Annotated in this window: 22 protein-coding genes and 2 pseudogenes; 14 read left to right on the top strand and 10 right to left on the bottom strand. The window is 67.1% G+C overall.

Translation table 11 applies throughout. The features are described from left to right. Positions 1-104 precede the first annotated feature (104 nt). Positions 105-1,751 (top strand): ABC-F family ATP-binding cassette domain-containing protein, encoded by a 1,647-nt coding sequence (locus G3N61_RS17880; RefSeq protein WP_205823216.1) that lies wholly within the window; start codon positions 105-107, stop codon positions 1,749-1,751. A 16-nt stretch (positions 1,752-1,767) separates the two neighbouring features. Here the strand turns inward: G3N61_RS17880 and G3N61_RS17875 are convergent, their stop codons facing one another. Next, positions 1,768-2,847 carry an MBL fold metallo-hydrolase gene (locus G3N61_RS17875; RefSeq protein ID WP_043187096.1) on the bottom strand — a complete coding sequence of 360 codons (1,080 nt, stop codon included), beginning with the start codon at positions 2,845-2,847 and terminating at the stop codon, positions 1,768-1,770. A gap of 304 nt (positions 2,848-3,151) precedes the next feature. Between G3N61_RS17875 and aceK the strand changes: the two genes are divergently transcribed. From aceK to bioB, 9 genes are all read left to right on the top strand, one after another. Beyond that, positions 3,152-4,969: a bifunctional isocitrate dehydrogenase kinase/phosphatase gene (aceK, locus tag G3N61_RS17870; RefSeq protein WP_089451355.1), complete on the top strand. Its 1,818-nt coding sequence runs from the start codon at positions 3,152-3,154 to the stop codon at positions 4,967-4,969. Positions 4,970-5,024: 55 nt separating this feature from the next. Continuing rightward, positions 5,025-5,792, top strand: coding sequence for a carbonate dehydratase (gene can / locus G3N61_RS17865; protein WP_089451356.1), 768 nt, complete (start codon positions 5,025-5,027; stop codon positions 5,790-5,792). Between the two features lie 109 nt (positions 5,793-5,901). Further along, positions 5,902-6,579: an SDR family oxidoreductase gene (locus tag G3N61_RS17860; RefSeq protein ID WP_043187090.1), complete on the top strand. Its 678-nt coding sequence runs from the start codon at positions 5,902-5,904 to the stop codon at positions 6,577-6,579. A 37-nt stretch (positions 6,580-6,616) separates the two neighbouring features. Continuing rightward, a complete protein-coding gene (locus G3N61_RS17855) occupies positions 6,617-7,054 on the top strand; it encodes a YchJ family protein (protein WP_089451357.1) in 438 nt (145 codons plus the stop codon). Positions 7,055-7,160: 106 nt separating this feature from the next. Next, positions 7,161-8,435 (top strand): CocE/NonD family hydrolase, encoded by a 1,275-nt coding sequence (locus G3N61_RS17850; protein ID WP_205823215.1) that lies wholly within the window; start codon positions 7,161-7,163, stop codon positions 8,433-8,435. A 513-nt stretch (positions 8,436-8,948) separates the two neighbouring features. Then, positions 8,949-10,295, top strand: a complete 1,347-nt coding sequence (bioA, locus tag G3N61_RS17845) for an adenosylmethionine--8-amino-7-oxononanoate transaminase (RefSeq protein WP_043187085.1) — start codon at positions 8,949-8,951, stop codon at positions 10,293-10,295. Further along, positions 10,292-11,500, top strand: coding sequence for an 8-amino-7-oxononanoate synthase (gene bioF / locus G3N61_RS17840; protein ID WP_205823214.1), 1,209 nt, complete (start codon positions 10,292-10,294; stop codon positions 11,498-11,500). Before bioA ends, bioF begins: the two co-directional genes overlap by 4 nt. Next, on the top strand, positions 11,497-12,216 hold the full coding sequence (gene bioD, locus G3N61_RS17835) for a dethiobiotin synthase (RefSeq protein WP_205823213.1): 720 nt from the start codon (positions 11,497-11,499) through the stop codon (positions 12,214-12,216). The genes bioF and bioD overlap by 4 nt, the downstream gene beginning before the upstream one ends. A 55-nt stretch (positions 12,217-12,271) precedes the next feature. After that, positions 12,272-13,291, top strand: a complete 1,020-nt coding sequence (bioB, locus tag G3N61_RS17830) for a biotin synthase BioB (RefSeq protein ID WP_043187080.1) — start codon at positions 12,272-12,274, stop codon at positions 13,289-13,291. Positions 13,292-13,343: 52 nt separating this feature from the next. Here the strand turns inward: bioB and G3N61_RS17825 are convergent, their stop codons facing one another. The 5 genes and pseudogenes from G3N61_RS17825 to G3N61_RS17805 all read right to left on the bottom strand — a co-directional run. Further along, a complete protein-coding gene (locus G3N61_RS17825) occupies positions 13,344-14,432 on the bottom strand; it encodes a suppressor of fused domain protein (RefSeq protein ID WP_089451361.1) in 1,089 nt (362 codons plus the stop codon). Positions 14,433-14,511: 79 nt separating this feature from the next. After that, positions 14,512-15,237, bottom strand: coding sequence for a copper homeostasis protein CutC (locus G3N61_RS17820; RefSeq protein WP_205823212.1), 726 nt, complete (start codon positions 15,235-15,237; stop codon positions 14,512-14,514). Positions 15,238-15,343: 106 nt separating this feature from the next. Next, on the bottom strand, positions 15,344-15,748 hold the full coding sequence (locus G3N61_RS17815) for a hypothetical protein (RefSeq protein WP_089451363.1): 405 nt from the start codon (positions 15,746-15,748) through the stop codon (positions 15,344-15,346). Continuing rightward, complete coding sequence (locus tag G3N61_RS17810; RefSeq protein ID WP_089451364.1) at positions 15,745-16,128, bottom strand: hypothetical protein; 384 nt, start codon at positions 16,126-16,128, stop codon at positions 15,745-15,747. Before G3N61_RS17810 ends, G3N61_RS17815 begins: the two co-directional genes overlap by 4 nt. Positions 16,129-16,284: 156 nt before the next feature. Next, positions 16,285-16,611 (bottom strand): annotated as a pseudogene (locus G3N61_RS17805) (EAL domain-containing protein); the annotation flags it as partial. Here G3N61_RS17805 and G3N61_RS17800 point away from each other — a divergent pair. The 3 genes and pseudogenes from G3N61_RS17800 to G3N61_RS17790 all read left to right on the top strand — a co-directional run. After that, positions 16,591-17,688: pseudogene (locus tag G3N61_RS17800) on the top strand (alpha-E domain-containing protein); the annotation flags it as partial. The pseudogenes G3N61_RS17805 and G3N61_RS17800 overlap by 21 nt on opposite strands. Further along, complete coding sequence (locus G3N61_RS17795; protein WP_205823211.1) at positions 17,682-18,731, top strand: transglutaminase family protein; 1,050 nt, start codon at positions 17,682-17,684, stop codon at positions 18,729-18,731. The pseudogene G3N61_RS17800 and the gene G3N61_RS17795, both read left to right, overlap by 7 nt. A 185-nt stretch (positions 18,732-18,916) precedes the next feature. Continuing rightward, positions 18,917-19,189 (top strand): hypothetical protein, encoded by a 273-nt coding sequence (locus tag G3N61_RS17790; protein ID WP_205823210.1) that lies wholly within the window; start codon positions 18,917-18,919, stop codon positions 19,187-19,189. A 131-nt stretch (positions 19,190-19,320) separates the two neighbouring features. On the opposite strand, the gene G3N61_RS17785 is transcribed toward G3N61_RS17790, so the two are convergent. After that, complete coding sequence (locus G3N61_RS17785) at positions 19,321-20,253, bottom strand: alpha/beta hydrolase (RefSeq protein WP_205823209.1); 933 nt, start codon at positions 20,251-20,253, stop codon at positions 19,321-19,323. A gap of 139 nt (positions 20,254-20,392) precedes the next feature. Then, positions 20,393-21,331: a prolyl aminopeptidase gene (pip, locus tag G3N61_RS17780; RefSeq protein ID WP_205823208.1), complete on the bottom strand. Its 939-nt coding sequence runs from the start codon at positions 21,329-21,331 to the stop codon at positions 20,393-20,395. A gap of 322 nt (positions 21,332-21,653) precedes the next feature. Between pip and G3N61_RS17775 the strand changes: the two genes are divergently transcribed. Beyond that, the gene (locus G3N61_RS17775) at positions 21,654-22,805 is read left to right on the top strand and encodes an acyltransferase (RefSeq protein WP_089453215.1); all 1,152 of its coding nucleotides are present in this window, start codon (positions 21,654-21,656) and stop codon (positions 22,803-22,805) included. Positions 22,806-22,833: 28 nt separating this feature from the next. Here G3N61_RS17775 and G3N61_RS17770 read toward each other — a convergent pair whose 3' ends face one another. Beyond that, on the bottom strand, positions 22,834-23,652 hold the full coding sequence (locus tag G3N61_RS17770; RefSeq protein ID WP_089453235.1) for a multidrug ABC transporter ATPase: 819 nt from the start codon (positions 23,650-23,652) through the stop codon (positions 22,834-22,836). A 167-nt stretch (positions 23,653-23,819) separates the two neighbouring features. Further along, a complete protein-coding gene (locus G3N61_RS17765) occupies positions 23,820-24,935 on the bottom strand; it encodes a RelA/SpoT domain-containing protein (protein WP_179258820.1) in 1,116 nt (371 codons plus the stop codon). Positions 24,936-25,278 lie beyond the last annotated feature (343 nt).

Here is a 25,278-nt window from a genome sequence, read left to right as displayed (position 1 = left end):
ACCGGACGCCAGCCAAAGTGAACAACTAAGCCTTCCCAAAATGTTTTCGCCGCCGTGCCACGCACGCCGCGCGCGAAGGTCTTCACGCATTTTTGGAGGTGCTTATGGCTGCTGCCACGCCCACCGGCGCGCTCGTCGCGCTTCATCACGTTTCCTTCCGCTTCGACGACGGCGTCACGCTGTTCGATTCGCTCGACCTCTCCATCGACCGCACGCCGACCGGCATCGTCGGCCGCAACGGCATCGGCAAGAGCCAGCTCGCGCAACTGATCGCGGGGCGCTGCGCACCGAGTTCGGGAACGATCGACCGGCACACGCCAGTCGTCTACGTCGCGCAGCAGCATGACGACGACGCTGCGTCGGCCGGCCCGCGAACCGTCGCGCAGATCGCCGCGCTCGACGCGCCGCTCGGCGCACTCGCGCGTCTCGCCGACGGCCGCGCGGAACCGCACGACTTCGACCTGATCGGTGATCGCTGGGATCTCGCGGAGCGGCTGCGCACCGCGCTCGACGCGGCCGGCCTGCACGACGTACAACCCGATACGCCCGCGCACGCACTGAGCGGCGGGCAGCTTGCGCGCGTCGCGCTGATCGGCGCGCTGCTGTCCGGCGCGGGCCTGCTCGTGCTCGACGAACCGACCAACCATCTCGACACACCGGGCCGCGCGTGGCTGCGCGCGGCGCTCGACGGCTGGCGCGGCGGCCTCGTCATCGTGAGCCATGATCGTGCGCTGCTCGCCGACGTGCAGCGCATCGTCGAGCTGACGCCGCAAGGCGTGCGCTCGTTCGGCGGCAACTACGCGCTCTACCGCGCGCAGCGCGACGCGGAACAGGATGCCGCGCAGTCTGCGCTCGACAACGCGCGTGCCGAACGCGGGCGCGTCAGGCGCAGGCTCGAACAGGAACACGACACGATCCAGCGTCACGCGGCTGCGTCGCTGCGCGACGCGAAGACGGCCAACCTGTCATCGATGGCAAAACAGAGCCGCAAGGGTGCGGCACGCAGCATCATGGGCACGGTGCGGCGCCACCAGAATGAATTCAAGGCGACGCTCGACGAACGCGTGCAGGAAGCGGCCGCGCGCGTCGAAGCCGATGCGCCCGTGCTCGTGTCGCTGCCGGGCACCGAGGTCAGCGCACGCCGCCAGCTGTTCACGCTCGAAGGTGCGCAACTGCCGTGGCGCATCGCCAACGATGCCGACGCGATCACGTGGTCGGCCAGCGGCCCGGTACGCGTCGCATTGACCGGCCCGAACGGCTGCGGCAAATCGACGTTGCTGCGAATGCTCGCGGGCGAGCTTGCGCCGCGTTCAGGCGCATGCACGACACACGTGAGCGCCGCGTATCTCGACCAGCGGCTCGCGCTGCTCGATCCCGAGCGTTCGATCGTCGAGCAACTGGGGCTGCTCGATACGCCGCTCGCCGAAGGCGACCTGCGCAGCCGGCTCGCGCTGCTGCAGCTCGACGCGGCACGCGCCACGCAGCCGGCGCGGCAACTGAGCGGCGGCGAGCGACTGAAGGCCGCGCTCGCGTGCGCGTTGTGGCGCGGCACGCCCGCGCAACTGCTGCTGCTCGACGAGCCGACCAACCATCTGGATCTCGAATCGGTGCGTGCGATCGAAGCCGCACTGGCCGGCTTCCCCGGTGCGATCGTGGTCGCGTCGCACGACACCGCGTTTCTCGCGGCGCTCGACCCGACGCACACGATGCAATGGCATCGCGACGGGTGGCGCTACGAACCCGTCGCATGAGGAGAACGACGCGGTATCAGCCGGCGGTGCGGAACCGCAGCACGCCGTCGTCGCCCTGCTCGCGCACGAGCTCGCCGGCGAGCCACAGCAGGTTCAGGTGCGCGAGCGCCTCGCCGAGCGCGAACGTCATCTGGTGGATGTCGAGTTCGCGGCGGCGGAACATGATCGGCACGATGTCGGCCGCGCTCATTGGCTTTTCCGCGCACGCGACGCGCACTTCGGCCAGGCGCGCGTCGTGGTGCTCGCGCAGTTGCGTGATGCGCGTGCGCACGCCGCGGAACGGCTTGCCGTGCGACGGCAGCACCAGCGTATCGGGCGCCATCGTCTCGTAGCGGCCGAGCGACTGCAGGTACAGCGCGAGCGGGTTCGCTTCCGGCTCGAGGTCGAACACGGACACGTTCGTCGAGATGCGCGGCAGCACCATGTCGCCGGAGATCAGCACGCCGTCCGCTTCGCTGTGCAGCGCGCAATGTTCAGGCGAATGACCGAAGCCGGTCACGACGCGCCACGTGCGCGCGCCGATCGTCACCGCATCGCCTTCACGCAGGCGCCGGTAGCGCGGCGGCACGGCCGGCACGAGATCCGAGTAGTAGTTGCGGCGGTTGCGCAGCTTGTCGAGCGCAGCCGGATCGGTCAGCCCGTGGCGGGCGAAATGATCGGCCGCCGCCGCGCCGCCCGCGTTCGAGCCGTTGCCGGCCGCCATCAGGCAGCCGAACATGTACTCGCCGAGCGTCATCCACAGCCGCACGTTCCAGCGGCCCTTGTCGCCGCCCTCGCACAGCCAGTTAGCGAGGCCGAAGTGATCGGGGTGGCAGTGCGTGACGAGCACGCGCAGCACGGGCAGGCCATCGAGATGCGTGTCGAAGATCTGCTCCCAGTGCGTACGGATCGCATCCGACGCGATCCCGCTGTCGACGATCGTCCAGCCGGCCTGCCCGTCGATCTCGTCGCGCAGCAACCAGAGGTTGATGTGATCGAGCGAGAACGGCAGCGGCATGCGCAGCCAGCGCACGCCGGGCGCGACCTCGAACGTGTCGCCCGCGGCGGGCAGCGTGTCGGCGAAGGGATAGTCGAGTTGGTGTTCCAGTGCGTTCATCGGTGGGGCGTCTCGTCGTTATCGGTGCGGATGCGCGCCGGCGGCAGGCCGCGGCGGGCGGTGCGTCGATTCTATCGCCGTCGCGCGAAACGCGTGCCCGGCGGCGGCTGGCCCGTCAAAAAAAGTTCGTGCCAGAATCGGTTCCGTACCCGTATCTTTACGCGAAGATGCACCGAACGGCATCCAACGGCGGATAACCCGCCGCCTGCCCGCCGGCTGCGGATCGCCGCAAAGCCCTTGAAGCGCCCGCTTGGGCGCTAAAATGGCGAGTGCTTACAGCCCCTCCCGAACGAGCCTGCACGCGATGAATCACTTCCCCAAACTGCTGTCTTCGCAGATCGGTTTCGACGTCGCGCAGACGATGCTCGAAAACTTCGACCGTCACTACCGGATCTTCCGCGAGGCGGCCGACGAAGCGAAGACGCTGTATGAGCACGGCGACTGGCACGGGCTGCAGCGGCTCGCACGCGAGCGGATCACGTCGTACGACGATCGCGTGAAGGAATGCGTCGAGGTGCTGGAAGACGAATACGACGCGGAGAACATCGACGACGAAGTGTGGCAGCAGATCAAGCTGCACTACATCGGCCTGCTCACGTCGCACCGCCAGCCCGAGTGCGCGGAGACCTTCTTCAATTCGGTGTGCTGCAAGATCCTGCACCGCTCGTACTTCAGCAACGATTTCATCTTCGTGCGCCCGGCGATCTCGACCGAGTATCTCGAGAACGACGAGCCGGCCGCGAAACCGACCTACCGCGCGTACTATCCGGGCACCGACGGGCTCGCGGCCACGCTCGAGCGCATCGTCACGAACTTCCAGCTCGAGCCGCCGTTCGACGATCTCACGCGCGACATCGCGTGCGTGATGCAGGCGATCCACGACGAATTCGGCCACTTCGACGAAGCGCCGAATTTCCAGATCCACGTGCTGTCGTCGCTGTTCTTCCGCAACAAGAGCGCGTACATCGTCGGCCGCATCATCAACGCCGACCGCGTGCTGCCGTTCGCGGTGCCGATCCGCCACGTGCGCCCGGGCGTGCTCTCGCTCGACACCGTGCTGTTGCGCCGCGACCAGCTGATGATCATCTTCGGCTTCTCGCACTCGTATTTCCTGGTCGACATGGGCGTGCCGTCCGCGTACGTCGACTTCCTGTGCACGATCATGCCCGGCAAGCCGAAGGCCGAGATCTACACGTCGGTCGGCCTGCAGAAGCAGGGCAAGAACCTGTTCTACCGCGACCTGCTGCACCATCTGTCGCATTCGAGCGACCGCTTCATCATCGCGCCCGGGATCAAGGGCCTCGTGATGCTCGTGTTCACGCTGCCGTCGTTCCCGTACGTGTTCAAGATCATCAAGGATCACTTCCCGCCGCCGAAGGAAACGACGCGCGCGCAGATCATGGAGAAGTACCAGCTCGTGAAGCGCCACGACCGCCTCGGGCGGATGGCCGACACGCTCGAGTATTCGAGCGTCGCGCTGCCGCTCGCGCGGCTCGACCACGCGCTCGTGCGCGAGCTGGAAAAGGAAGTGCCGTCGCTGCTCGAATACGAGGACGGCAATCTCGTGATCGAGCACCTGTACATCGAGCGCCGGATGACACCGCTCAACCTGTACCTGCAGAACGGCACCGATACCGACATCGAGCATGGCGTGAAGGAGTACGGCAACGCGGTGAAGGAGCTGATGAAGGCGAACATCTTCCCCGGCGACATGCTGTACAAGAACTTCGGCGTCACGCGCCACGGCCGCGTCGTGTTCTACGACTACGACGAGATCGAATACCTGACCGACTGCAACGTGCGCCGCGTGCCGGCGCCGCGCAACGAGGAAGACGAACTGTCCGGCGAACCGTGGTATACCGTCGGCCCGCACGACATCTTTCCGGAGACCTACGGGCCGTTCCTGCTCGGCGACCCGCGCGTGCGCGACGTCTTCATGAAGCATCACGCGGACTTTTTCGATCCCGCGCTGTGGCAGGCCAGCAAGGACAAGCTGATCCAGGGCGAATTGCCCGACTTTTATCCGTACGACACCGCGCTGCGCTTTTGCATGCGCTACCCCGCGCGCTTCGGCGCAGCGGACCAGAACGACGGCGCAGGCGACGCGCAGCGCGCCGCCTGACGTCGACTACACCGAACCGATCGCGACCCGATTTCCGCCAACGGAATCCACACCGATGAACACCCAAGACAATCCGCTTTCACACCTGTTCGACAACAACGACGCCTGGGTCAAACGCAAGCTCGCGGACGATCCGGAGTTCTTCACGCGTCTCGCCGACCAGCAGGCGCCGGAATATCTGTGGATCGGCTGCTCGGATTCGCGCGTGCCCGCGAACCAGATCATCGGCCTGCCGCCGGGCGAAGTGTTCGTCCACCGCAATATCGCGAACGTCGTCGTGCACAGCGACCTGAACTGCCTGTCGGTGATCCAGTTCGCGGTCGACATCCTGCGCGTGAAGCACATCATGGTCGTCGGCCACTACGGCTGCTCGGGCGTGAACGCGGCGCTGCACAACCGGCGCGTCGGCCTCGCCGACAACTGGCTGCATCACGTGCAGGACGTGCGCGAACGCCATGCCGAGCTGCTCGATGAATGGCCGGTGGGCGAAGCACGCTACCGCCGCCTGATCGAGCTGAACGCGATCGAGCAGGTCGTCAACGTGTGCCGCACGACGATCGTCAACGACGCCTGGGCGCGCGGCCAGGCGCTCACCGTGCACGGGCTCGTGTACGGCGTGCACGACGGCAGGATGCGCAACCTCGGGATGGCCGTGTCGAACTTCGATGCGCTCCACGAGACCTACAAGCGCTGCGTGGCCGCGCTCACCGCACGCGGCGAACATGCACCCTACAACGACATGGTCGCCGCGGACGCCGCGCAGCTCGACGACGTCGCGCAAGCCGTCGCCGACACGCTGAAGCCGTGCGGGGACGCGAAGTAACGCCGCGGCCTCCGCGGCGGCAACCGCGCCGGCGCAGCCGCGCGGCCCATCGAACGGATCGGATACCGGCGCGGCCGCCCCGGCGGCGCCAAGCACAGGAGCGACGGGCATGAAAACCGCATTGATCGTCGGCGCATCGCGCGGCCTTGGCCGCGAATTCGTCCGGCAATATCGGCGCGACGGCTGGAACGTGATCGCCACCGCGCGCGACGACGCATCGCTCGACGCGCTGCGCGCGCTTGGCGCGCACGCGCATGCGCTCGACATCACGCAGCCCGAGCAGATCGCGGCGCTCGGCTGGAAGCTCGACGGCGAGCGGCTCGATGCGGCCGTGCTGGTGTCGGGTGTCTACGGGCCGCGCACCGAGGGCGTCGAGACGATCACCGCCGAGGATTTCGACGCGGTGATGCATACGAACGTGCGCGGGCCGATGCAGTTGCTGCCGATCGTGCTGCCGCTCGTCGAGGACGCGCGCGGCGTGCTGGCCGTCGTGTCGAGCCGGATGGGCAGCATCGCCGAGGCGACCGGCACGACCGGCTGGCTGTACCGCGCGAGCAAGGCCGCGCTGAACGACGCGCTGCGCATCGCGTCGCTGCAGACGCGCCACGCCGCATGTATCTCGCTCCATCCCGGCTGGGTGCGCACCGACATGGGCGGCGCGCAGGCCGCGATCGATCCGGAAGCCAGCGTGACCGGCATGCGCCGCGTGATCGCCGAATCCGGCGCGGACGTGTCGCAGGCAAACGGCCGTTTCTTCCAGTACGACGGTATCGAGCTGAGCTGGTAGGCAGCCGACAACCGTGCGTCGTTAATTCCCGTTTCGCATGACTCTGAACCGACCTGATGCGTGCCCGTGCGGCGGCGCGTCCCCCGCTCCCGCCGGCAAAGCCCCGGCGCCCCGCTATGCGGCCTGCTGCGGCCGCTTCATCGACGGCGGCGAAGCCGCGCCGACCGCGCTCGAGTTGATGCGTTCGCGGTACAGCGCGTACGTGCTCGGCGCGACCGACTACCTGCGCGCGACCTGGGCCGCGCGCACCTGTCCGCCCGATCTCGACACCGACCCCGAAGCACCCGACGCGCCGCGCTGGCTCGGCCTCGCGGTCAAACGCCATGCGCCGCTCGACGAACGGCACGCGGAGGTCGAATTCGTGGCCCGCTACAAGGTCGGCGGACGCGCTTACCGGCTCCACGAGACGAGCCGTTTCGAGCGCGACGAGCATGGTTTCTGGCGCTACGTCGACGGCGAAGTAAGTGAACGTTGACAAATAGTTGCTGTGTCAGACGCCGGGTAATTCCCGCATTGCACAACCCCATTTTGTCCGGCTACGATGACCTCGAATTGGTCAAGTTGCATGGCAGGGCTTACGAATGGCGTTCAGCAAGGTATTGGTGGGATGGATGGCGGCCTGTGCGCTGTCGGCCGCTCAGGCCGGTACGCTGCCGAGCGCCAATACGGGGTCGGGTGCCGGCGCCAGCGGGTCGCTCGCCCACGCCGAACGCTTCGACTACGGCAATTCGAACCTGCCGCAGGTCGCCGCCGACCTGAACGAACAGATCCTCCGCATTCCGGCCGACGCATCGGGCAACGTCACGCTCGAGGCAACGCTCTTCAAGCCGAACGGCCCCGGCCCGTTCCCGCTCGTCGTCTTCAACCACGGCAAGAACACCGGCGATCTTCATCAGCAGCCGCGCAGCCGGCCGCTCGCGTTCGCGCGCGAATTCGTGCGCCGCGGCTATGCGGTGATCGCGCCGAACCGCCAGGGCTTCGCAGGTTCGGGCGGCACGTACCAGCAGGAAGGCTGCAACGTCGGCAAGAACGGCCTCGCGCAGGCGGCTGACGTCGACGCGACGGTGCGCTACATGTCGCGCCAGTCGTATGTCGATGCGTCGCGCATCGTCGTCGCCGGCACGTCGCACGGCGGCCTCGTATCGGTCGCGTACGGCACCGAAGCCGCACCGGGCGTGCGCGGCATCATCAACTTCTCCGGCGGGCTGCGCCAGGACCTCTGCGACGGCTGGCAGAAGAACCTCGTCGACGCGTTCGACCAGTACGGCGCGCACACGGCCGTGCGGTCGCTGTGGCTGTACGGCGACAACGACTCGGTGTGGACGCCCGGGCTCGTCGCGCAGATGCACGACGCGTACGTCTCGCACGGCACGCAGGCCCGGTTCATCGATTTCGGCCGCTACAAGGACGACGCGCACCGGCTGATCGTCGACCGCGACGGCGTGCCCGTGTGGTGGCCGGCCGTCAATGCGTTCCTCGCGCAGCTGAACCTGCCGACCTCGGTGCGCTACGCGGTCGCGAACCCGCACGAGCCGAAGGCGAGCGGCTATGCGTCGATCGACTCGGTCAACGCGGTGCCGTATGTCGACGAAGCCGGCCGTGAAGGCTATCGCCGCTTCCTGAACCAGCATCCGAGCCGCGCGTTCGCGGTGTCGTCGGAAGGCGCATGGTCGTGGGCCGAAGGCGGCGACGATCCGATGGCGCTCGCGCTCGACAACTGCTCGAAGCAGGGCGCGGGTTCGTGCCGGCTGTATGCGGTCAACGACCGGGTCGTGTGGAACAACGCGACGCAGACGGCCGACAACGACGACAGCAACGCAAGCGACACCGGTACGCCGGCACTGGCTTCGCGTTGACGGGCGGCGGCCTGCGCCGCCGTTTTTCGTTTTCTCCTCCCCCTTTTTTCGCTTCTTCGCAGACGCGCTGCACGTAGCGTTCGCGGCCGACGTCGCGCACGCGGCACGCACCGCATGCCGGCGTGAACACGCCGTCTGGCTGCGCCTCGCTCCGGGTGCCCTTCGTCACCCGCATGCAGTCTTTCTTTCCGATCGCATGGGGGCCACATCGTCCCGCATCGCCCTTTCCTCCTTCGCGCCCCGATTTTTCACCCCGCTGCCCTGCCCGACGCACGATTTTTTTCAGTTGGGGGGTCTCACTCGAACGTCGTCATCTGCGGTCATTTCGGGACATCTGAACCGTACCGTCCCGAGCCGCCCCGATCTGCGCCGAACTCCCGTCCGACAAGGCTCTGCAGCGTTTGTAACCGGTAGTGCAACGGGTCGCGGAACACGCTAATCTCAGCGCGTTTCGTGTCCCGCCGCGCGGCATCCCGTCGATGCCGCGCTGCCGTTTTATCCCCCGGAGCCGCCTTGAGTACGCCAGCCACCGACGACTGGGTCGCGCGCAGCCTGCGCGCGGTCTGGCATCCCTGCACCCAGATGAAGCACCACGAGCGCCTGCCGCTCATCCCCGTCGCGCGCGGCGCGGGCCTGTGGCTGTACGACCGTGACGGCCGCCGCTACTTCGACGCGATCAGCTCGTGGTGGGTCAACCTGTTCGGCCATGCGAACCCGGACATCAACGCGGCGCTGAAAGACCAGCTCGACACGCTCGAGCACGCGATGCTCGCCGGCTGCACGCACGAGCCCGCGATCGAGCTCGCGGAGCGGCTGCACGCGCTCACCGCGCGCACGCTCGGCCATGCGTTCTTCGCATCGGACGGTGCGTCGGCGGTCGAGATCGCGCTGAAGATGAGCTTCCACGCGTGGCGCAACCGCGGCCGCGCGAACAAGCAGGAATTCGTCTGTGTCGCGAACAGCTATCACGGCGAGACGATCGGCGCGCTCGGCGTGACCGACGTCGCGCTGTTCAAGGACGCGTACGACCCGCTGATCCGCCACGCGCATGTCGTCGCCTCCCCCGACGCGCGCGGCGCGCTGGCGGGCGAAACGGCCGCCGACGTCGCGGGCCGCGCGCTCGCGGACGTGCGGCGCCTGTTCGTCGAACGCGGCGACCGGATCGCCGCGCTGATCGTCGAGCCGCTCGTGCAGTGCGCGGCCGGCATGGCGATGCACGATCCGTCGTACGTGCGCGGGCTGCGCGCGCTGTGCGACGAATTCGGCGTGCACCTGATCGCCGACGAGATCGCGGTCGGCTGCGGCCGCACCGGCACCTTCTTCGCGTGCGAACAGGCCGGTGTCTGGCCCGATTTCCTGTGCCTGTCGAAAGGCATCAGCGGCGGCTACCTGCCGCTGTCGCTCGTGCTCACGCGCGACGACGTGTTCGCCGCGTTCTACGACGACGACACGACGCGCGGCTTCCTGCACTCGCATTCGTACACCGGCAACCCGCTCGCATGCCGCGCGGCGGTCGCGACGCTCGACCTGTTCGCGCGCGACGACGTGCTCGCGAGCAACGCCCGCAAATCGGCGACGCTGCGCACGGCGCTCGCGCCGCTCGATGCACACCCGCAGGTACGCCACCTGCGCGAGCGCGGCACGCTGTTCGCGTTCGACGTCGCACTCGACGGCGACGCGGCGCGCGGCTTCTCGCGTCGCTTCTTCGAACGCGCGCTGGAACGCGAGCTGCTGCTGCGCCCGATCGGCACGACCGTGTACCTGATGCCGCCGTACGTGATGAGCGACGACGACATCGCATGGCTCGCGCAAAGCACGCGCGACACGCTCGATGCGACGCTCGCGGAGATCGCACGATGACGAACCCCCTGCTCGACACCCTGCAACGCGGCCTCGCCGATCTCGACGCGCAAGGGCTGCGCCGCGTGCGCCGCACCGCCGACACCGCGTGCGATGCGCGCATGACCGTCGACGGCCGCGAGATCGTCGGCTTCGCGAGCAACGACTATCTCGGCCTCGCCGCGCATCCGGCGCTCGTCGCCGCGTTCGCCGAAGGCGCGCAGCGCTACGGCTCCGGCAGCGGCGGCTCGCACCTGCTCGGCGGCCATTCGCGTGCGCACGCGACGCTCGAGGACGAACTCGCGGCCTTCTCGGGCGGCTTCTCCGACGCACCGCGCGCGCTGTACTTCAGCACCGGCTACATGGCGAACCTCGCCGCGATGACGGCACTGACCGGCAAGGGCGCGACGATCTTCTCCGACGCGCTGAACCATGCGTCGCTGATCGACGGCATGCGACTGTCGCGCGCGAATGTCCAGGTCTATCCGCATGCGGACACCGCCGCGCTCGCCGCGTTGCTCGACGCATCGGATGCCGAAACGAAGCTGATCGTCAGCGACACCGTGTTCAGCATGGATGGCGACCTCGCGCCGCTCGCCGAACTCGTCGCGCTGGCCGAACGCCACGGCGCGTGGCTCGTCGTCGACGATGCGCACGGCTTCGGCGTGCTCGGTCCGCAGGGCCGCGGTACGCTCGCAGCCGCCGCGCTGCGTTCGCCGCATCTCGTGTACGTCGGCACGCTCGGCAAGGCGGCCGGCGTCGCGGGCGCATTCGTGATCGCGCACGAGACCGTGATCGAATGGATGATCCAGCGCGCACGCAGCTACATCTTCACGACGGCCGCGCCGCCGGCCGTCGCGCACGCGGTATCGGCCAGCCTGAAGGTGATCGCGGGCGACGAAGGCGACGCGCGACGCGCGCATCTCGCCGCGCTGATCGAACGCACGCGCGCGCTGCTGCACAAGACGCGCTGGGAGCCGGTCGATTCGCACACGGCCGTGCAGCCGCTCGTGATCGGCAGCAACGACGCGACGCTCGCGGCGATGCGCGCGCTCGATGCGCACGGCCTGTGGGTGCCCGCGATCCGGCCGCCGACGGTACCCGTCGGCACATCGCGGCTGCGCGTGTCGCTGTCGGCCGCGCATTCGTTCGACGATCTCGCGCGGCTCGAAGCCGCGCTGATCGAAGCCAGCGACGCGCAGGCCGTGCAGGAGGCCGCGGCATGACCGCCCCGCTCTCGCTGTTCGTCACCGGCACCGACACCGAAATCGGCAAGACCTTCGTGTCGGCCGCGCTGCTGCACGGCTTCGCACGTCACGGCCTGCGCGCCGCCGCGCTGAAGCCCGTCGCGGCCGGCGCGTATGAACGCGACGGCGTGTGGCGCAACGAAGACGCCGACCAGCTCGACGCGGCCGCGAACGTCGTGCTGCCGCCCGAGCTGCGCACGCCGTTCCTGTTGAAAGCACCGGCCGCGCCGCATATCGTCGCCGCGCAGGAAGGCGTGACGCTCGACATCGACACGATCGTCGCATGCCATCGCGAAGCGCTGACGCGCGCGGAGATCGTCGTCGTCGAAGGCGCCGGCGGCTTTCGCGTGCCGATGAACGACACGCAGGACATGGCCGATCTCGCGGTCGCGCTCGGCGTGCCGGTCGTGCTCGTGGTCGGCGTGCGGCTCGGCTGCATCAGCCATGCGCTGCTCACCGCCGACGCGATCGCCGCGCGTGGCCTCAAGCTCGCCGGCTGGGTCGCGAACCACGTCGATCCGGCCATGTCGTTCCCCGACGAGAACGTCGCGACGATGCGCGACTGGCTCGCCCGCGAACACGGCGCACCGCTGCTCGGCCGCATTCCGCACATGAGCCCGGCCGCCCCCGAAGCCGCCGCGGCGATGCTCGACATCGCCGCGCTCGTCGATACGCTGCGCGCCGCGCAGCATTGACCCAACAGAAACAGATCCCCCGATCCCTCATCCCCGTCCAGGACAGGAAAACGATATGACCCAAGCCCAGACCGCCACCGTGCAACCCGACGCGATTCCCGTGGCCGCTCCGGCCTCGCAGCGCTGGCGCGTCGCCGACGTCGTCGCGCTGTTCGAGCTGCCGTTCAACGACCTGATCTTCCGCGCGCAGCAGGTGCACCGCGAACACTTCGACGCGAACGCGGTGCAGCTGTCGACGCTGCTGTCGATCAAGACGGGCGGTTGCGAGGAAGATTGCGGCTACTGCTCGCAATCGTCGCACCACGACACGGGCCTGAAAGCCGAAAAGCTGATGGATGTCGACGCGGTGCTCGACGCCGCGCGCGCCGCGAAGGCGAACGGCGCAAGCCGCTTCTGCATGGGCGCCGCGTGGCGCAACCCGAAGGAGCGCCACATGCCGGCGCTGACCGAGATGGTGCGCGGCGTGAAGGAACTCGGCCTCGAGACCTGCATGACGCTCGGCATGCTGGAAGACGAACAGGCGCAGGAACTCGCGAACGCGGGCCTCGACTACTACAACCACAACCTCGACACGTCGCCGGAGTTCTACGGCCAGGTGATCTCGACGCGCACCTACCAGGATCGCCTCGACACGCTCGACCGCGTGCGTGACGCGGGCATCAACGTGTGCTGCGGCGGCATCATCGGGATGGGCGAATCGCGCCGCGAACGCGCGGGCCTGATCTCGCAGCTCGCGAACCTGAACCCGTATCCGGATTCGGTGCCGATCAACAACCTCGTCGCGATCGAAGGCACGCCGCTCGAAGGCACCGCGGCGCTCGACCCGTTCGAATTCGTGCGCACGATCGCGGTTGCCCGCATCACGATGCCGAAGGCCGTCGTGCGCCTGTCGGCCGGCCGTGAGCAGCTCGACGACGGGTTGCAGGCGATGTGTTTCCTCGCCGGCGCGAACTCGATGTTCTACGGCGACCAGCTGCTGACGACGAGCAACCCGCAGTCGCAGAAGGACCGTGCGCTGTTCGAGCGCCTCGGGATCCGTGCGAGCGACGCGGACGCGATGTCGGCGAACGCGTAAGCGGCACGCACCGCGTAACGACGAAAAAGCCGGGGCATGCCCCGGCTTTTTTTCACCCGATCGTCTGCACCGCGTTGCCCTGCGCATCGCGGATCACGGTCTTCTCGACCCGCCAGCGCACGCCGTCGAGCCCGTCGACCGCATACTCGCCGGCACGCGGCTGCAACGTGCGCGCCAGCGCCTGCACCGTCGCATCGGTGAGCCGCAGCGTCAGCCTGCCGTCTTCGTCGGCGATGGTGTTCGCGTCGCCGCGCTCGAAACGCACCGCGGTGTCGCGGCCGACCAGCCGCAACGGCCGGTCGAACGGCAGTCGCAGCGGCAGCAGCGCGACGAGTTCGTCGACCTGCCGCGCACCCACCGTGATCTCGACGAGCGGCGCGCGCAACAGCCGCTTGCGGGTCTCCCACGCGAGCACATCGGTAAACAGCGAGCCGCTCGACGAGCCGTCGCGCCGGGTGCCCTCGTCAACCTGCGCACGCACGTCCGCACGCTCGAGCAGCGACGCGCGGCCGAGATCGGTCACCCACAGCGGCAGGTACGGCAGCAGCACGTCGAGCAGCGAGCGGGTGCGCCAGCGTTTCGCGGCGCGCTCCTCGTCGAGCGTCAGCCCGACCACCTGCAGGAACGCCAGGTGGCCGTGCGGCGTGTCGATCGCCGGCAGTTCGGGATCGAACGCGAAGCCCATCGAGCAGAGTTGCGTGTCGGACTCGAGCGCGATCGGGCCGTTGGCCGACATCCAGTGGCCGTCGCCGAACGCATTGCCGCTCTCGAACACGTAGCGCGCGAGATTCTGCAGGAAGCTGAACGCCCAGCGCGGCGGCTCGTCGTCGTCCGGCGCGCAGGCGACGCGCATCGTCAATTCGAAGCCGAAGCCGCTGACGGCCGGATCATCCGACTCCTTCGCGTACAGCTCGGTCAGCCCGTACGTGACGAAGTGCCAGTGCGGTACGGGTTCCGCGCGCTTCCACACGCTGATGCCGTCGAGCGGATCGGGGCCGCCGAGCCGCCACTTGATCAGCGTGCCGTAGTGCTTCGGTTCCTGGCCCGGATAGAGGCGCGCGAGCGCGCCGTCGATCGCGTCCCAGCCCGGCGCGCTGTCGTCGGCGCCGCCGTCCTGCGTGTCGTGTGATGCGTCCGTCATGTGCTCCTCCGTTCCGAATGACGTTCTGGAGTGCCATACCGGCGCGCACGCCGGCTGTGGCCACCGTACGACGTGTGCGTTACACGTGCGCCGCCGCGCCGTCGATCGCCGCGCGCACGCGCTCGACGAGTGCCTGATCGACCGGTGCCAGCACCTCGCCGCGCGGCCGCACGCCCGAACCGAAGTGCACCGCGCGCACGCCGGTGGCGCGGACGAAATCGCCGACCGCGTCGACCGTGAGCCCCGAGCCGGCCAGCACCGTACAGGTCGAGCCGGCGGCCTGCCGCACCAGCCGCGTGATCGTCGCGGACGCGTCGAGCACCGACGGATGGCCGCCGGACGTCAGCACCGATGTGACGGCCGGCACGCGCAGCAGCGCGTCGAATGCGGCGTTGAGGTCGCGCGACACGTCGAACGCACGGTGGAAGGTCAGCGCGCGGCCGTCCGCCGCGGCCGCGATGCGGGCCAGCGCGCCGAGATCGACGTCGCCGCGCGCGTCGAGCGCGCCGAACACGACGCCATTCGCACCGGCCGCGACGGCCGCACGTACGTCGCGCTCGATCACGCGCAGGTCGTCGGCGTCGTACACGAACGACCGGCTGTGCGGTCGCACGATCACGTTGACGGGAATCGGCACGGCGGCCACGACGGCTTCGATCAGGCCGACGCTCGGCGTCAGCCCGCCTTCGGTGATCGCGGTCACGAGTTCGAGGCGGTCGGCGCCCGCGCGGGCGGCGGCCTTCGCGTCGCCGACGGTCGTGGCGATCACTTCGAGGAGGACGGAAGAGGCGGCGTTTCGGTTCATGGGCGGCCCGCGAATCGTCAGGACAATTCGCGCATCCTAGCCGAGCCGCGTGACGGGCGCCAGCGTGCCGGCCGCCGCGCCATGAGTCGCGCCATGAGTCGCGCCGTCAGCCGCGCCGCGCGAGCCACACGCCGACGAGCGCGGACAGGCCGGTCACCACGGCGCCGGGCGCGAACCGGAACATCCGCGCGTTCACGTCCACGCCCTGCTGCTGCATCACGTCGACGATCCCCGGCGCCATCAGGAGCGTCACCCAGCCGATCATCCCGAACGCGGTGGTCGCGGTCGCGATGAGCAGCGCGATGCCCGCGCCGCGCGCGCGTGGCCGGAACGCGCCGGCAAACGCGCCCACGGCCAGGAGCACCGCCGACAACCCGCACAGCACGGTGACGAACACGAGCATCGCCCCCGTATGGCCGAGCTTCAGGAACGCCATCGTCTGCGCCGTGATCACGCACATGCCCGCGATCGTGAACAGCACGATCGCCAGCGCGTTGCGCACGACGCTCATGCGTTCGCCTGGAAATACGCGGTCGCGGGGCGCCGGAACATCAGGTAGACGAACAGCGCGAACAGCAGGACGCCCGGAATCAGCACCGCGTACATCGACGCCGGCATGTTGACGAACGAGAACACGAAGCTGAACACGGACGTCGCGATGTAGGTCTTGCGCGACCATTCGCGCCCCTTGAGGATCGCGATGCCGACCACGATGTTCACGACTTCGAGGATCACGCTGATGCCGAGCGTCGCCCAGACGGGCAGCAGGTAGTGCGACAGCAGCGCCTGGGTGGTCGGCATGCCGATGGTGAAGGGCGTATAGATGCACGTGATCGCGTTGGTCACGATGATGATCCACGCGAGAATGGTCAGCGAAATCGGTCTTTTCATTGTGTTTTCCTTGTTATTCGCCGCCATGGTGGCCCCCGGGACGGCGCGCTCGCGGTCACGATGGCCGCGGTCGGGCCATTGTCGGGGAAGCACGCGGCGAACGCAACGACCGCCCCGCGCCGCTCGCCCCGCCCGCCGCCTGCGGTGCGTGCGCGGCTAGCCCGCGTCCGCTGCGTCGTCGCCCCAGTCGATATCGCCGCACAGCACGCGCTGCGTATCGCCGACGCGCACGGCCACCGACAGCGTCACGCACGGCTGCGCCTCGTTGATCGACAGGTACGGCCGCGTGACCTGCACGCGCCCCGGCTCGGCGATCGCCGAGCGGAAATACGGCCGGCGCAGCCAGTTCGCGCCCTGCGCATCCGCGAGCGGCGAGAAGCGCGCCTCCGCGAGCGCGCGGTCGGCGCGCAGCACGACGTTGCGGCCCGACTGGCGGCCGTGCGCGTCGAGCAGGAAGCAGCGCGCGGCGGCAGCACCGTCGATACATGGGTGATGACCGAAGGCATCGTCGATTCGACGACGCTGCTGCAGACGCACCTCGGCCCCGACGATCTCGTCGAGCGGCCGCGCGCGATCGCGAGCCGGGCGGCCGAGAACCTGTTCTGGCTCGGCCGTTACACCGAGCGTGCGACCAACCTGATGAGGCTCGCGCGGGCGGCGCTCGAACGGCTGCGCGGCGAGGACGACGTCGACAGCCCCGCGCACCTGGAACTGCTCGACACGCTGTGCCGCGACACGGGCCTGATCGCGGCCGATGCGCCGAACGCCGTCGATGCGCCGCGTGCGTTCCAGCACGCGCTCGCGACGTCGCTGACGCGCGGCGCGGATCGCACGTCGGGCATCGCGTCGTGCCTGTTCGGGATGCGTGGCGCGGCCGCCGCGATTCGCGAACGGCTGTCGAGCGACCAGTGGCGGTTGATCGACGACGCAACGCAACTGTTCGCGGACAGCGCGGGCCAGCCGGAAGCAGAGGAGCAGATCGGCAACGAGGCGCTGCAACTGCTGGCGCGCCTTGGCCTGCTGCTCGGCGCGATCACCGGCGCGCAGACCGACAACATGACACGCGACGACGGCTGGCGGCTGCTGTCGATCGGCCGGCAGATCGACCGGCTGGATTTCCTGTGCAGCGTGCTGAAGTTTGCGTTCGACGAAGGCGCCGTGCACCGGCAGGATGGCTTCGAGCTCGTGCTGGAGCTGTTCGACAGCACGATCACGTTCCGTTCGCGGTTCCAGCGCGGCTTCGACGTCGCGCCGCTGCTGTCGCTCGTCGTGCTCGATACCGACAACCCGCGTTCTCTCGGCTGGGTCGTGCAGGCGCTGCGTGGCCGGTTGACGAAGGTCGAGCGCAGCGAAGGCTATGCGCTGTCCGAGCTGGCCGAGACGATTCCCGACGTCCCCGCGTGGTCGCTGCACGAGCTGTGCGAGACCGGCGACGGCGGCCGGCACGACAAGCTGCTCGATGCACTCGATACGACGGCGAAGGCGGTCTGGGAACTGTCGAACCGGATCGGCGAGCGCTATTTCAGCCACGTGCGCGAGGCGGGCAGGACGTTATGGTGACGACGAAAGGCGCGGCGAAAGCGCCACCCGGTTCCGGGAATGCGCGGAACGCATCGGCACCGGCATCCGCGACGCCATCCGCGATGGCCGACGTGACGCGCGGCCGGTTGCTGCGCGTCACGCACGATACGGAATACCGTTACGCGGCGCGCGTCGAATCGGCGCAGCACCAGGCGCGCCTGCAACCGCTCGTCTCGCCGCGCCAGCAGGTGCTGTCGTTCGCGCTCGACATCGATCCCGCGCCGGAGTCGGTCGGGACCGAGATCGATGCATTCGGCAACGCGCGTGCATCGTTTGCGTTGAACCAGCCGCACGACGCGCTGCTCGTGCGCAGCCGCAGCACGGTACGCGTGACGCCGCCCGTGTGGTCGCTCGGTGCGCGCGGCGAGCCGCCGCCCGCCATCGCGAAACCCGACGCGAAACAGGCGACTGCGTGGGAAGCCGTGCGCGACCGCTTGCGGTTCCGCGCGGGGCAGCCTTACGACGCGGCGAGCGAATTCGTGTTCACGTCGCCACATGTCGCGTGCGATCCCGAGCTCGCCGCGTATGCGGCCGCGAGCTTCACGCCGCAACGGCCGCTCGTGCAGGCCGCGTGGGAGCTGATGCGGCGCGTGCATGCCGATTTTGCGTATACGCCGAACAGCACCGACATCACCACGTCGGCGCTCGATGCGCTGCGCTTGCGCAAGGGCGTGTGCCAGGATTTCGCGCACGTGATGATCGGCGCACTGCGCTCGCTCGGGCTCGCCGCGCGTTACGTGAGCGGCTATCTGCTCACGCAGCCGCCACCCGGGCAGCCGCGGCTGATCGGCGCCGACGCGTCGCATGCGTGGGTCGAGGTGTACGACCCGGCGTGGCCCGAGGACAACGGCTGGCTGCAGCTCGACCCGACCAACGATCGCGCGCCGGGCGACGACTACGTGATGCTGTCGATCGGCCGCGACTATGCGGACGTGACACCGCTGCGCGGCGTGATCCGCGGTGGCGGCGCGGATCAGGAGCTGAAGGTCGGCGTGACGGTGGAGCCGCTCGACGCGCCCTGACGTATGCGGCATGCCGCGTGCCTGCGCGAATGCCGTTTAAGTCTTCGTTAATACTGCACGCCTAGCATGGTCATGCCGGCGAACGGATCGGACTCGATCCGGGACCCCGGCGGCACGCGCGGGTGCGTCGACGTCACGGCACCGCACCGTCGCGCATCGCCATTCCCTTGCAACGGCGGCGGATCATGATCAAAAACTTCGACTACACGCTCGGCAGCGACACGATTGCGCTCTGCGCGAGCTTCGGCGCGGGGCCGGCGTGGCGTCGCGTGCTCGTGAGCCGTGCGGATTCGATGGAGACGCTGGTGGTACTCGATGCGCGCGGCCTGTCGGGCTTGCTGAAGGTGGCGACCGAGGCGCCGGAAGGACTGCTCGACGATGCGATCCGCAAGGTCGGCGACGAACAGCTCGTCGAGCGGGCAATCAGCGGCAGGACGATCGTCGAAACCGCACTTTGAACGCGCCTGAGTCAGATCAATCCGCGCACTCGTGGCGTGGATTGACGGCACAGCCTGACGACATCCGGCGATGGACGGGCATCATCGGACGAGGGCGGGCACGAGGTCCCGCGTGATTCGCACCCGGTCGATCATTGCCCGAGAAAATCGAGCAGGGCGGACGCAAGCTGTTCCGGCTGCTCTTCGGCCGGATAGTGGCCGGAGTCGCGCAGCACGACGCCGCGCACATTGGACGCAACCTTTTCCATGGTGGCCTTCGACCCTTCGCCGTACCCGAATTCGCATCCGATGGCGAGGACCGGCATCTCGAGTTTCTTTTCTCCGAGCGTCTTGTTGTCGTCGAGATCCACGAGGAGCGTGCGGTAGTAGCTGAAGCTCGCACGCAGGGCGCCGGGCTGCGTGAGCGCCGTCGCGTAGACGTCGATGTCGGCTTCCGTGATGGACTCGGGATCGACGGTGCCGACCGTGTCGCGCCGGACAAAGTGACGGACAAACAGCGCCTCACGGCCGCGGACCAGCTCTTCGGAAATGTCGCCCGCCATATTGAAGCCGAAGTGCCAGCTGCCGCCGGTGGCCACGTTCATCGCCTTTTCCTGGCCGAAGCCTGGCAGGCCGCTCTCGATGAACACGAACCGCTCCGTGAGTTGCGGATACAGTGCGGCGAACGCGTAGCCTACCTGGCCGCCCATATCGTGTCCGACGATGCACGCCTGGTCGATCTGCAGCGCATGCAGCAATGCGGCGATGTCGCCTGCGACGGTTTTCTTGTCATAGCCTGCCGCGGGCTTGCTGGAGTGGCCGAATCCGCGTAGATCCGGGGCAATGACCTTGTAGTGAGGCGCAAGCAACGGCACGAGCTTGCGCCATGCGTACGACGTTTGCGGCCAGCCGTGCAGCAGCACGACGGCACGGCCGGCTCCGGCCACTTTCGTATGAATGCGCAAGCCGTTCACCCGCACGGCAAGCGATTCGACAGCAGGGTGTTCGAGATTCTCGCGACGGGGTTCCGTCAAGCTCATTGCCATGAATCGGCCTTCGGTAAGGAAAGATTGCTCGGTGAGCATGCCATCCGACAACGCGCCGCGCCGCGCGATGACCGCACGGCCTCCAACTTCCCGGGCACGGCAGGTCCGGCCGGCGCAAGGGTTGGAGGGTTCGAGTCAGGTCGATCTGCTCGCCGGCGGCGTTGCCTGAGGGCGTGTCCTAATCCTGGTTCGCGAACCGGTCTGTCGCGGCGATCAGCGCTTCCAGGATCCCCGGCTCGTTGTACGCATGCCCGGCGCCGGGCACGATCTCGAACGTCGCGTCCGGCCATGTCTTCGACAGCTCCCATGCGGTCCGCGCGGGTGTCGCGACGTCATAGCGACCCTGCACGATCACCCCCGGAATGCCGGCGAGACGATGCGCGTCGCGCAGCAGCTGGCCTTCTTCGACAAAGCCCTTGTTCACGAAGTAGTGGTTCTCGATTCGCGCGAACGCGAGTGCGTAGTGACCGTCCGCGAAATGCGCGGCCAGTGCGGGGTCGGGCAGCAGCGTGATCGTGCGGCCTTCCCAGATGCTCCACGCGCGCGCGGCTTCGAGCTTCGCCGCTTCGTCGTCACCGGTCAGCCGGCGATGGTAGGCGGCCATCAGGTCGCCGCGCTCGGCTTCCGGAATCGGTGCAAGGAAGGCTTCCCACAGGTCGGGGAACAGCCACGATGCGCCTTCCTGGTAGTACCACAGCAATTCCGCGCGACGCATCGTGAAGATGCCGCGCACGACCAGCGCGGTCACGCGCTCGGGGTGCGTTTCCGCGTACGCGATCGACAGCGCGCTGCCCCACGAGCCGCCGAACACGAGCCACTTTTCCGCGCCGACCATCTCGCGCAGGCGTTCGATATCGGCGACCAGATGCCACGTCGTGTTGTTCTCGAGGCTGGCATGCGGCGTCGAGCGCCCGCAGCCGCGCTGGTCGAACAGCAGGATGTCGTAGCGCTCGGGATCGAACAGGCGGCGATGGTCGGGGCTGCAGCCGGCGCCGGGGCCGCCGTGCAGGAACACGGCGGGCTTGCCGGCCGGGTTGCCGCAGCGCTCCCAGTAGATGCGATGGCCGTCGCCGGTGTCGAGGTGGCCGTGGGCGTAGGGTTCGATCGGTGGGTACACAGGCAGGCTCCGGGTAAGGGTCGACAGGGGGGCGGACGAGGCGCGGGCCGGTGAGCGGGCGGGGGACTACGGATATTGCGCCGCCGCAAAAATCGTTGTGTTGGCATCGGACCGGCCGCCGCCGGACAAGGCTTGTCATTATGCCCATTCGCCGTCCCCGGCGTCGGCTCGCTCTAGCGTGCGTGGCCGCCGTTGCCGGCCTCGGGATTTTTGAAGCAATTTCATTCCGATATTTTTCATACAAAATCCCGGCGGCATATCGGCGTGCCGAAGCAGGGGCGCCGGTCTGCTGCCCATCCACCGTGCCAACGGAAACCAGCCGATGAACCATCGCGTCACGCAGTTGACCGGGTTGCGCGCCGTCGCGGTCGCGATGGTTGTAGTCGGACACGCCGAGCACGTGCTGCCCGGCGGCTACACGGGCTGGTACGCGCCGTTGCGGCTGATCGCCGACGGCCGGCTCGGCGTGCTGATCTTCTTCGTCCTCAGCGGTTTCCTGATCACCAACGTATTGCGCGCCGAGTTCGCACGCACGGGCGGCATCGCGCTGACGTCGTTCTACGTGCGCCGCGCGTTGCGGATCTGGCCGGCCTGCTACGTGTATCTCGCGGCGGTCGCGATCATGGCCTTCGCGGGCTGGTTCGACGTCGACCGCCGGCAGTGGCTGTGTGCGGCGCTGCACCTGTGGAACTACTCGGCGTGGTTCGGGCTGACCGGCGACAACACGCTGCATCCGGACGGTGCGTGGTATCTCGGCCATTTCTGGTCGCTCGCGCTCGAGGAACAGTTCTACTGGTTCTGGCCGCTGCTGTTCGTGTATGGCATGCGCCGCCGCGGCACGCGCTGGCTGGCCGCGTTGATCCTGATCGTGCCGCTCGTGCGCGCGGTCACGTACTTCGTTGCGCCCGCGCTGCGCGGGCAACTCGGGATGATGCTTCACACGGGCGTCGATCCGATCCTGATCGGCTGCTATGCGTCGCTCAACCGCGAACGGCTCGAAGCGTGGATTCGCACGTGGCGTGGTGAGGCGCGCATCGTGACGGCGATCATCGTTGTCGTGCTGATCGGCATGCCGCTCGCCGAACATCGGCTCGGCGGGTTCTGGAATGCGACGTATGGCGTGACGCTTGAAGCCGCGTTGATCGCGATCGTGATCGTCGTGCTGAATTTCCGTAACGAGTTCTGGTGTGCGCGGTGGTTGCGTACGCGGCCGGTCGTGTTCGTCGGCACGATCTCGTTCAGTCTTTATCTGTGGCAGCAGCCGTTCGCGAATCCGGATCTGGCCGTGCCGCATGCGTTCCCGCTCGGGATCGTGTGGGCGCTGATGGCGGCGACGGCCAGTTACTTCCTTGTCGAGAAACCGTTCCTGCGGTTGAAGGATCGCTATTCGGCGCGCGAGGCGCGACGCGTTCGGGACGACGCGTTGCGGATGCCGACGTCTGGCGAGGCGATCGGAGCGAAGGTGGTGGAGTAGGCGGGCGGGGCTGTGCCCCGCCTCGGCCTTACTTGAAGCGCCTCATTGCGGCAGGCGAATACCAGAAGTTTCGGAACATATCGATTCCGTACGTCTTTCCGTCGTAGTGGACGATCGTGCGCGCGGTGCGCTTGCCTGTATCCGAGTATTCGCCGTCCTTGCGCTGCGACTTCGTAATGTGGGCGGTGATCGACAGATCGGCAAAGTCATGGCTCGACGTTTTATCGACGGCGATTGTCATTCGGGCCTCTTCGCTGCTCGCATCGCCGACGCCCGGGCCACAGGATTCGCCTTCGACACTGACCCACCCGCGGAGGTTGGTACCGAAAACCGAACGGATGCGGTTGCCTTCACGTACCCATAGCGTCAGTTCCTCGTCTGCGTCGGCATCGGGACAACTCGCCCCTCGCGCGCTGCTGGTGAACACAACGCCGAATGCGCGCAGGTCAGGCGACAACTGGTACCGCGCCGTATCGATGCGATAGCTGTTCTCACCGATTTCGGTCGCCGCATCTTCCTGGACCACCGACTTTTCGGCTGCCACGACCTTGCCGCCTTCGACGAGCGCGACGACTTGCAGCTTGTTGCTTTCGTCCGGGTTCTTGCTCTTCGGCAGCGAATCGAGAGCGACGGCCGCGATCGTCGTTTCCGGCGCATTCGGCATGACCTTGCACGCCGATGCCACAACGAGCCGGTTCGTGTCGCGCGCGGCGAGGCGTGCGCTCGCGACGCCGGCCCAGCGGGCGACCGCAACGACGGTTGCGTCATCGCAAGCCTGGTTGTCGGCAGCCTGAACGGCGGAGGCGGCGGCGAGCGCCAGCAGCGGGACGAAGCGGTGGATTTTTATAGTCACGATGAACTAGGTTCGTCACGGATTTTTGTGGATGCCGTTCTCCTACTCAACGCAGGCATCGGGCATCGCGATTGAGTTGGACTAATTGCATAGCTTGGAAATTTGCTGCAGCCTGGTGTCGGATCTACGGCGTTTCTGCCTGGCGGAGCACGTGCATCAGGCTATTTTTTATTTTTATTCGTATCTCTTGAGATTGCCATTGCCGCTTCGATGGTGCGGTTGTTGCGTTCGTTCAGTGCAGCTCGCGTGCGCTCATAGGTTTCGCTAACTTTTCCTATACGTTCCAACGTCTCTTGGAGCATCGAGTCTGAGTGCCCGCGAACCAGTTCTGACAAGCTCCGCGTGGAGCCGGCTACCTGCCAGCTGGACAAGGCGGTCGTTGCCGTAGTTCCTTCGAGTTTCCGCACTTCGGCACGCAACTTTTTGATAAGGGAGGCGGACTCAGCATTTGTATCCTTCAGTTTCTCAAGCTCGACGAGGGTTCCTTCGACCCGTGCGAGAGCGTTTTCCTTGGCCGTCATTGCCTCCACAAGCTCGCGCTCACGTTCTTGCAATACCAAATTTAGGTCACGGACGAAGCCCCCCATTTCGTCGGCACTTCCGGCCATCCGATTGAAAATCTTCAATAGGTAGCCAATAAGCTCGTCGTTCGAGAAGTTCGGATATCGAACGGTGTGATCAATTTCGCTCCAACCTTCCTCGAACAATGTCCGCACTTGGATTTCAGCGCGAATGATTCGCTGGGTTGGGCGGCTTTCAACGACATAGTGCAATGACCGATAACCTGCTGGGTGATCCTTGCTCAGGAGGCCAACTGTGGCTAAGCGCTCCTTGAACGCCTCATGATCGCCTTCTCGCGTGTAAGCGATTGGCTCCTCGATAGGCGTCCAAGTCTTCATGAGCGACTCGTGAATGGTGAGACAGTCGTCCTTGAATAGATGGAGAGCCCTGATTCCGACCAAGTCTGTGACTAGCTCGAAGTAGTTGTTGACGCCAACTTCTGCGTACTTCTCGGCAGATTTTTCATCGGCGCGCTTGCGCACGATCTTTTCAAGCAGATGCTCCGTATCTTTCACGCGCCACCGCACTGAATGGACGCGCTCGAACCGTTGAATTGTTTTCGCGAAGAACTCAGCACTAGTCGCCAGTGCATCGAGGTTGTTCTCGTGGTCATGTGCGATATCGCGCAGCTCGGCCCATATGCAGCCAGACCGGTCCCACAATTCTTTGCTAAGTCGGTTGCGGGTCAGGAAGGCTTCGTGCGAGTCTTCGGTCAATACCTGAGTCGGTGATCCGTTTGCCATATATCCCCGGATTGCTTTCGAATAGTTGATCTTGTCGGTGACTGTCGGCGACAGTAGAAAATATGAGTTTAATTCAAGGGTGGAAAGTCCATTGTGTGGATATCATGGATTTTGAGCGATCACTTTGAATTTGTACATTAAAAAACCTCGGTCAACGTGATCGTCGCTACGCTCGCGTGTGAAAGCCTGCTTCATAAACGCAGAAGCGACATTCAGATGTGAATTAGACAGCGGTGTCGGACGATTGAGGTTGGCCGAATGCCGATAATGTGTTTCGTATTTTGTAGAGCATTGTGAAGAAAAAAAGGCCCTTGCG

The sequence above is a fragment of the Burkholderia sp. Ac-20349 genome, assembly GCF_017104865.1.
Taxonomy (GTDB): Bacteria; Pseudomonadota; Gammaproteobacteria; order Burkholderiales; family Burkholderiaceae; genus Burkholderia; species Burkholderia aenigmatica.
This window is presented reverse-complemented; position numbering and strand designations above follow the sequence as displayed.